Below are 7952 nucleotides of genomic sequence, written 5' to 3'. Positions count from 1 at the left end.
TTTTATTTCTCAGAATATTGGTTACGATATCGTCTTTTAACTTCTTAGCAAGTTTAATTAATGGAAACCTTTGTACTCAGCTTTACAGGAAAGGTTTTTCGGAGCCTTTTAACTTCTTAGCAAGTTTAATTAATGGAAACCATCCTAATAAGACCATTGGAAGTGGTTGTTCTGCTTTTAACTTCTTAGCAAGTTTAATTAATGGAAACACAAAACCCACGGCTTGTGTTTGTGTGGGATTTCTTTTAACTTCTTAGCAAGTTTAATTAATGGAAACTTTTTCTAAGGTTACTTTGCGGGTGTTGAGTTAGTGGGGTTGACCGACAGCGATCTGAGGTTAGTCTGCGGTCGCTGTTTGGTGGTTCTCAACATTTTTCGCGGGTTAGACACAATGAATTACTGAATTTGCATAGGGTTTAATGAGTTTAATTGTTGAATAAATGTAGCGCGATCACGCTGGTTAACTCCAAAAATTGTTACTGTTTGATAAGGTTCCTGTTGTGGGGGAAAATTAGATTTAATTAACACATAAGAAGGTGTAGAAGCAGTTTCTCCTTGTCGGCTGATTCGTCCGCCAACATTAGCATTTCCATTTCCTTTTTGATTGACACCTTTAAAGCCACTACTATAAAGGAAATCCAATCCTTCTCCCCGTACTTTTGACCCCAATCCTTCGTTTTGCCAATTATTGACAGTTCTAGGATATTTTAAACTAGGACAAGAAATTAAATAAATTTGAGTCTGACTATTCAAAACGTCTTGAGCGCGATTGCCCGGATTTCCGGGAGGACAATTAGCAGGATTTCCTATGGCAGACTGTAGGGCAAGCAAAGAATCTCTTACCTCTCTAAGAAACTGCTGCCATAGTTCTTGATTACAAGGTAGTTTTTTAGTGTCAACTTCCCAATGGCATCCCCTTAATCCTATTGGATTATTCCAATGCAACGTTCGTCTCGATCCTCTCCCAATTCCTGCTAAATGAGAAGATAATTGCAATAGCTTTTCTGCTAAGTTGAGAGCATCCTGATTTTTAGCTTCTAGTAGAATATTACCTTCACAAAAATAAGGACGATTGCGATCACCTTCTTCCTCTTCCCAATCTACAGAAATACGAATTAGTCCTTCTTGAGCTTGCGGTTCAATAGTACCAAATAACCTACCTTCTAAATCTTTACATTGCTGCGGTGAATAAATACTTAATCCTACTGCACGAAACCAATAACGCAGCATCCCTCGCACTGCTACGGGACGAAATTCATTATTTCCCTGATATTGATTATCTTTAGTGGGAGGATTTGCGCCATATATCCCCTGCGTCCATAATTTAAAAGCATGGGAAGAGTGATGAGACAAACTAGAAGCAACAGATGTTCTACCATACCCCGCACTAACCCGCGAACCAATTCCTGCTGATAAAGCTAGTTGTAACCAATCTTTGACTGTGCTGACATCTTCTAATTTACCTCTGCTGGTGCGAGTCAACCCAATTAAAATCTCAGGTTCTTCCATTGACAACAGATAATGGGGGACAGGTTGATAGCATACTCGGTTATTTTCCCAACTCCATTGAGGATTAGCGATATCTACAGTCAAACAAGGTGCAGTGGGAAAAGCATCAAGAAATTGAACGCAACCGATACCATCTTCTAGTGTCCCCAGAAGTCGATTTACCTCAGCTTCTAGTTGATGTTGTCTTGCCCAAGCTTTTACTACACCTTTTAAACTACTAGAAGGGATATAAGGTACACCATAGACTGGATGAAATACAGGAAGAAGTAACTCCTGAAAACCGCGCATTCCCCCTACACGCACCCTCCAGATGAATTCAACAGTCAGAGTTTCATCAGCTAATCGTTTAGTTTTCTCAGTTAATTGTTGGTATAAAGACTGACAAGTTTTATCCGCCGCCACCGCTTCTATTAAAACTGGTTTAGCTGTGTCATTATTATTAAATAATCGATGATTGAGTGCTTGTAGAGGACTGGTTAATTTCCGACTGGTTAGATTATTTGTTCTTGCTGTCGATCTTGTCGTTGCAGTAATGGGGGCAGCGGCTAACTGTCCAACTTTGAAATTAATCTTTTGATTTTTCCAGTGTGGCGGAAATTTGGCTTGTAATTTCTGCCATTTAGCACTTGCTTTTTCTTTCGCTTCTTCGTCAGAAAAATAAATAGTTATTTCTGTACCTATTTCTAATTGACTATCTTTATACAAGTCATAAAGAGGATTTTTATCTTTTTGGAGTTTTTCCAAAAATTTCTGCCATTCTTGTTGTGCCGTCATGATTGTTCTGCCTCTCCTAAGACTGCTGGCGACCAAAAAGACCACTCTTTTGCTAATTTAATTGCCAAGTGATTGAGGGCGGTATATTTTCTTAAAGGCATATGAATTAATGTGCCTTGATCATTAACATCAAAATCTGCCCCGCTAAACTCTTTGAGCTTAGTAAGAAATTTTTGATAAACTTTCCCTTTATAGCGTGTATCTTCGGCAGTTCCACCGAGAAATTTTTGCATATCTCCACTAAGTCGATGCAGTCCCCAAGTAGATATATAAGTGCTTAATCCTTGAACTAATCCACTAGCTTTTTTGTGGTAAGTTACTGCTAACTCACTTTTTATTTCAACTAAAGCGTTATGTGCTTGTTTGCTAAATTGACGCGAATCTAATTTCATTTTTGACTTCCTGTAGTAGTTTCAGTAGTTTCAATTGTTATTAGATCGCACCAACCGCGACCTAATCCTTCTAGACCTCCAAATTGTAGTTTATTTTTAAGTAATTCGCTAGTTTTTGCTCGAATATTCTGAGTATTTTCAGTTTGTTTCATAGGTTTCATTCCCCAAGGAAAGAAAAGTACAGTTTCAGGGGGAATGGCTTCTTCCGAGCGAAAAGAACCACCTTTAACAGTTTTTTCGCCTTCATTAAGAGCAACGCGCACTTCTCGCTGCAATCCCGTTTCTACCAAAGCAATACAGTCTTCATCATCCACAATGACTAGCTTTTTCAGAAGCTGATTAATCATCCCATTAGCATTAGTAAGATTTTGAAGAGATTGTGAGAGGCTATTAGAATCATTAGTATTTAGTTGCCCTAGGGCATTTTGTTTCAGAATTGCAGTTTGCAAGTAAAGGGGTTCGGGTGTAAAGCTAACTAAAGCTGGTATTGCTTCTGTAATTTGCTCTCGACAGTTTTGAATTAATTGAGTTAAAGGGGAATTTTGTAACCAACGATTCCAACGTTCTAGCCAGAGAGGACAGGTAATCCAGATTAAGTGATGACTTAAGGAAGCAATGGGGAAAAACAGGAGAGTTGCCTCAGCAAACCAAACTTCTCCTTCTGTGGGTTGTTGTCCATCTTTGATTTTTTGACCGAAAAACTGAGAGACTTCTTTTGCTAATGCTTTTTCTTCTTCACTTTGAGGATTGCTCGGTTCTAAGGCAGAGCGAATTTTACCTCTCAAGGAGGAAGCTGGAAGATAGGGAAACTCGGTATGGACTTCGCGGGCGATTCCCATTAAATTACCCTCATCAGCACTTCCGCCCGTGTGTAAAGGGGTCAGCAGATATAGATATGTTAAATAAGTATTCATAATGGTGTATTACCCCATAATAATTTACCATAGTTGAGTTTTTGAAAACTGGTTAACCAATTCCCCGTCGATTCAGGTTTAGGTAAGAGTGCCTCAGTTTCAGATGGAATCTGGTTAAAGATATAGACAGTCCCAGGTGGAACGAAGGCTCGTTGTGGTAATAAAGCAAATTCCTCATCTCCTTTTGCTTCTGAGTTAGGGGATGATGATCCCGAAGGAATCTGCGAAACGGTGCGCTCCTGATTCTCTTTACCAATAACTAACTTGCGCCTAATTTGAGAAACACCACCCCACAATAAAGGACGATCGCTGACACATCCTGCTAAGATGGGTTGCCAATCACGGGGATAAACGCCATAAACGGCTTCCTCCTTAACCGCTAGTCCGGGGGTGAGTAAATAAGCAAAATCACCTGTTGTATTGGTCTTAGGATTAAGCAGTGTTTGATCAGCATCGGACAAAGTAAATGGGATGACAATCGCCCGATGTCCTTCTCCTCCCAACCGGACTACTGTTTCCCGTAACTTTATACTAATTCCCGCTACTAATCGCCAACCTGGTTTAAGACGAATCGCTACTTCAGTAAAATAGCCATCTTCATCTTTTACTTGTCGCTTATCCGCTTGCATTTGAATATGAGGCATAATCTGCACATTCCAAGGATCATCCTGAAATTGTGTAGGATCTTTAAGTTCTTTTCCTTGTAGATATTCGCTTAAAGCTTCTGCTGTAATCCAAGGATAGGGACGACAGAAAAATTCTCTTCTGTTCTCTTCTTCAACTAGCTCTCTAAAAGGAGCTACCATTGGAGCTAATCCCGCCTCGTCGAACAACAAATGTTCCCAAGCTTCATCTGTTCGATCAACAGGTTGAAGGCGTAAGGTTCGATGCCATTCGGGGGCTTGCTTTTCTAAATTATCTTCTTCTCTTTCCTCCTCTTTTGTTTCCTCATCTTTTGGCTGACTCTTTTTGCTCCAACTCACTGCAACTAAATCTTTAGGAGTGGGGAAACATAATCTATCTTGGGGACTTAAGAGAAATGGCCCCATAAAATCTAAATCTTTGACATTTTTGGATAAAGTCGAGCGCAATGCTTGAAAAACTGTACTGGGAAACGGGGGAAATAGTCCTTTTGCCCAAGCACTCTCCCCTGGACTAAAAGGTTTAGCTTCCCGAAATAGCAATACATCTAAAGGAGCGATCGCATACCAGTACATTTGCTGTTCACCCATAGTTTATTACTCAGTTTCTCCCCATTTCATTTGTTGCATCCTTTTGTCATTCCAGAAAGCACTAAACCGCAAAAGATTAGCTAAATCCTTTTCGGTCGTGCCTAAAGGGACTTCTTTTTCAGTTTTATTTTTATTTACTTGATTATAGGTTTGATAAGCCCAGTTTTCCCACTGATCCAACCAATTTAGCAAGTTTTCTTGAATATGAGACTCTAGTGTTTGATCTCGACGGTTGATGATCACTTGTGCAGCTTTTCTAAATAGGCGATCGCTTTCAGTAACACAAGCATGACGGGGTAATTCTTCGGCTAATCGATAGAACAACGCACTTAAATCTTGCTGATCATACTGCATAAAATTCCACCATAAGTCTAATAACTCCCCTTTCATCAAGGCTTCTAAAGTATTACCCGAACCATAAATCACCCGAAAACAGAGTCCATCTTTTCCATATAACTTTTTAGCACGGTCTTTTTCAGCCGTCCACAGGCTTTCTAATACGGTAGGAAGAGGTACACTTTTATGAGCGATAACAATGCCTAGACTCATGGTTGCCCCATCTCCCATCGTAAAATAGGGACGTTTTTGTAATCCTTGCAGAGATTGTTTAGGAGTCCAGTACCCTCCCTCTGTGCTGAATTCTCTTTCTGGATCTGGGTCAGCACACCAAGCAGCACGAAGCGATCGCAAATAGCCCAATAAATCTGCTAGAGGTAACACTGCCATCACATCATCACCGCCACTATAGACGACTTTACCACAATAACGTTCTTCCGTAAGGTAGGGTACTAAGCGATTAGAAAAGTCTAATAAGGCGCGATTTAACCCGACATGGGTTGCGGGTCCCATGCGTTTTTGGGTTGCTAGTAAATCTGGGTAATCTTGATGATTTTTCACATTTTCTGCGATCTCATCTGTGATTAAATACTCTTTGTATTTCTTTAATTTTGACCCAGAGACATATTTCCCCATCCCATCCCCATCACCGAGGACAATTACCCACCAATCGGCTGGACTTCCTTCGCCAAATTTTGCTTTTTTATGCGCTTCTTCAACTAAACTTCTTAATGTTGCTGTTTCTTGAGCGCTACAATTCATGTCATCAGCTAACCATTTACTGGAAAACATGACTCCATTAAAATTCTTTCCATTCCTATTTTCTGGATTAATTTGCCGATCAACTTTTGGTATCTGATAAGGACGACCATGAGTACGGGAGGCAAAAGTGTCTGCTTTGTTAGGTAATTGTTGGTTAATAAGCGTGTTAAGACAATTCCAATAGCTGCGTGTTTTTTGTCCTCCTTTTTTAAAATCTTCGTAAGCAAATCTTGCAGCGGCAATAGAACTTAAATTAGGAAAACGAATTAAATTATCATAGTTAGTATCATCTTCTTGCCCTAGATTAATTCCCAAAGATTCAGCAACTCCCCCATATCGCCAAGCCATGCGTTTTGTTAATTCGATCGCATTCAATTTTTCTGAGCCATTAAATAACCCTGGATAAACTTCAGCCATTAATCGCCAAAATAAACGCATTGATCGAGCCGAAAGTCCACCTCCATTTTTAAACTGCCCGTGATAATGTAATTGGGGATGAACTGCGCTAAATTGACCCGATAAAGTGGAACGTTCCCCAGGTGCTGTAGGAATTGCCCAAGTGCGAGTATTTTTTACGGCTTGAATAGACTGTCCCAAACGAGCTTGTAATGCCCCCCACCAAGTACCAGTATTTATCTGTTCGTAAAGGTTTTCTTCGGCTGTTGTAGGTAGAGATTCAGCTAAATGAGGAGGGGCGATCACATTTTGCGCTTGTTTCCATTGCTGATAATTTTCCTCTGTGGGATTAATAGTTAATGGCTGCTCTGGATTGCCTAAAGGCATTGCAGTCCAGTAAGTTTCCCAAGTTTTTTCTATTTGTGCTTCCCAGAGTTTATTCCACTCCCAACAACTACCATGATGTCCTATCTGCCATTTTTTTAAATCTCGTTTACATATTTCTTGTTCGCTTAGAAACTCCTTTAATAATATTTCATCTATTTTCTGCTGATTTTTAGTATCTTTAAGAAACTCTAGGGTTCGTTGTTTGATATCTTCCCTAACTTTTTTGGCAATCTCTGACCATTCTTCTATTAAACATTTTTTTAATTTCTCTCCCAATTCTCTAGCTGCTTCTTTACCCGGAACTAAAGCCATAATCACATTAGGAAATCCAGCCGTACTTAAACTTGTAGAGATGCCATTATCAAATCTACCAACTGGAGATATTCCGTCTTGAAAAGAAGCAAAATTAGCCGCAAAATCTGGATATTTTTTAACAATTAAAGCATCGATAATTTCTTGACTCCAAAGAGAAGGAGTAATCACAGCATCAGACCCATAAGTTTCGGCAATATACCAACAGAGTTTAACACTGAGATAGTGCAGTAGATAGGAACCTGCCCAAAAATCGACAAATTTTCGGGATGCTTTGATAAATTCTTGTACTGGGGAGAAGGTAAAGAGAAAAAGATAGGGATGTTGGGATTTACCTCCTTCTTGCCAATGTTCGGGATACATCGCCCCAACTAGAGCGGAAACTGTACTTTTGTAGCTATGTAGGGGACAATCAGGAAGGATGCTGTGAGCAGGATAGAGGAAAAAATCATTCTGGTTTTGTCGGATGAGTTCGGGATAAAATCGCCAAAACCACCAAAATAGTTTTTCTATATCTGTTTCTGAGGTAATTTCTGCCGGAATTTCTGGTCTTGAGTCTTGTGAAGTAATATTTCGAGTTTGTCCACTGATGGGATGTTTCACGCTATTAATATTAGTGCCTTGAGCCTCTCCTAGATTAACGCGATCAGAGGAACTAGCTATTTGCAGGGGTAACTTTTCTATCTGTCCTTGTAACTCTTCTGGGTGAATAGACTGTAATTGTTGCAAAATAGATTGGTCTTCTAGCAAGGCACAAAGTTTACGAGAATAGAAATTTTTTGAATTAATAGGGGACTCTGATTCTGGCATAATCATAAATTGCTAAGGCCTCTCTTTAAACTTTATCACGAAAACAAAGATAGTTAAGCAAAATAATTGATTAACTATACTGACAGGGGGACAAGCGAGCTAGAAAACTTGCCAACAAAGGCTTCTGG

At 39.7% G+C, this 7952-nt stretch carries 6 protein-coding genes; 1 reads left to right on the top strand and 5 read right to left on the bottom strand.

All coding sequences use genetic code 11. The features are described from left to right. A partial coding sequence (locus IM322_RS06545; RefSeq protein WP_287713153.1) for a hypothetical protein occupies positions 1-257 on the top strand: 257 nt, incomplete at its 5' end. A gap of 139 nt (positions 258-396) precedes the next feature. Here the strand turns inward: IM322_RS06545 and IM322_RS06540 are convergent. From IM322_RS06540 to cas10, 5 genes are read right to left on the bottom strand one after another with little or no spacing between them, the layout of a single operon-like run. Continuing rightward, positions 397-2283, bottom strand: coding sequence for an RAMP superfamily CRISPR-associated protein (locus tag IM322_RS06540; protein WP_287677419.1), 1887 nt, complete (start codon positions 2281-2283; stop codon positions 397-399). Further along, positions 2280-2675 (bottom strand): hypothetical protein, encoded by a 396-nt coding sequence (locus IM322_RS06535; RefSeq protein ID WP_103672749.1) that lies wholly within the window; start codon positions 2673-2675, stop codon positions 2280-2282. The genes IM322_RS06540 and IM322_RS06535 overlap by 4 nt, the downstream gene beginning before the upstream one ends. Continuing rightward, entirely contained in the window at positions 2672-3589 is a 918-nt protein-coding gene (gene cmr4, locus IM322_RS06530) for a type III-B CRISPR module RAMP protein Cmr4 (protein WP_287677430.1), read from the bottom strand. The genes IM322_RS06535 and cmr4 overlap by 4 nt, the downstream gene beginning before the upstream one ends. Further along, positions 3586-4821 (bottom strand): type III-B CRISPR module-associated Cmr3 family protein, encoded by a 1236-nt coding sequence (locus tag IM322_RS06525; RefSeq protein ID WP_287677433.1) that lies wholly within the window; start codon positions 4819-4821, stop codon positions 3586-3588. The genes cmr4 and IM322_RS06525 overlap by 4 nt, the downstream gene beginning before the upstream one ends. Positions 4822-4827: 6 nt before the next feature. Next, a complete protein-coding gene (gene cas10 / locus IM322_RS06520; protein WP_287677435.1) occupies positions 4828-7824 on the bottom strand; it encodes a type III-B CRISPR-associated protein Cas10/Cmr2 in 2997 nt (998 codons plus the stop codon). Between the last annotated feature and the right edge of the window lie 128 nt (positions 7825-7952).

The organism is Microcystis sp. M109S1 (assembly GCF_020247025.1).
Lineage (GTDB): Bacteria > Cyanobacteriota > Cyanobacteriia > Cyanobacteriales > Microcystaceae > Microcystis.
The sequence above is the reverse complement of the archived record's forward strand: the minus strand, read 5'-3'. Positions and strand labels throughout refer to the sequence as shown.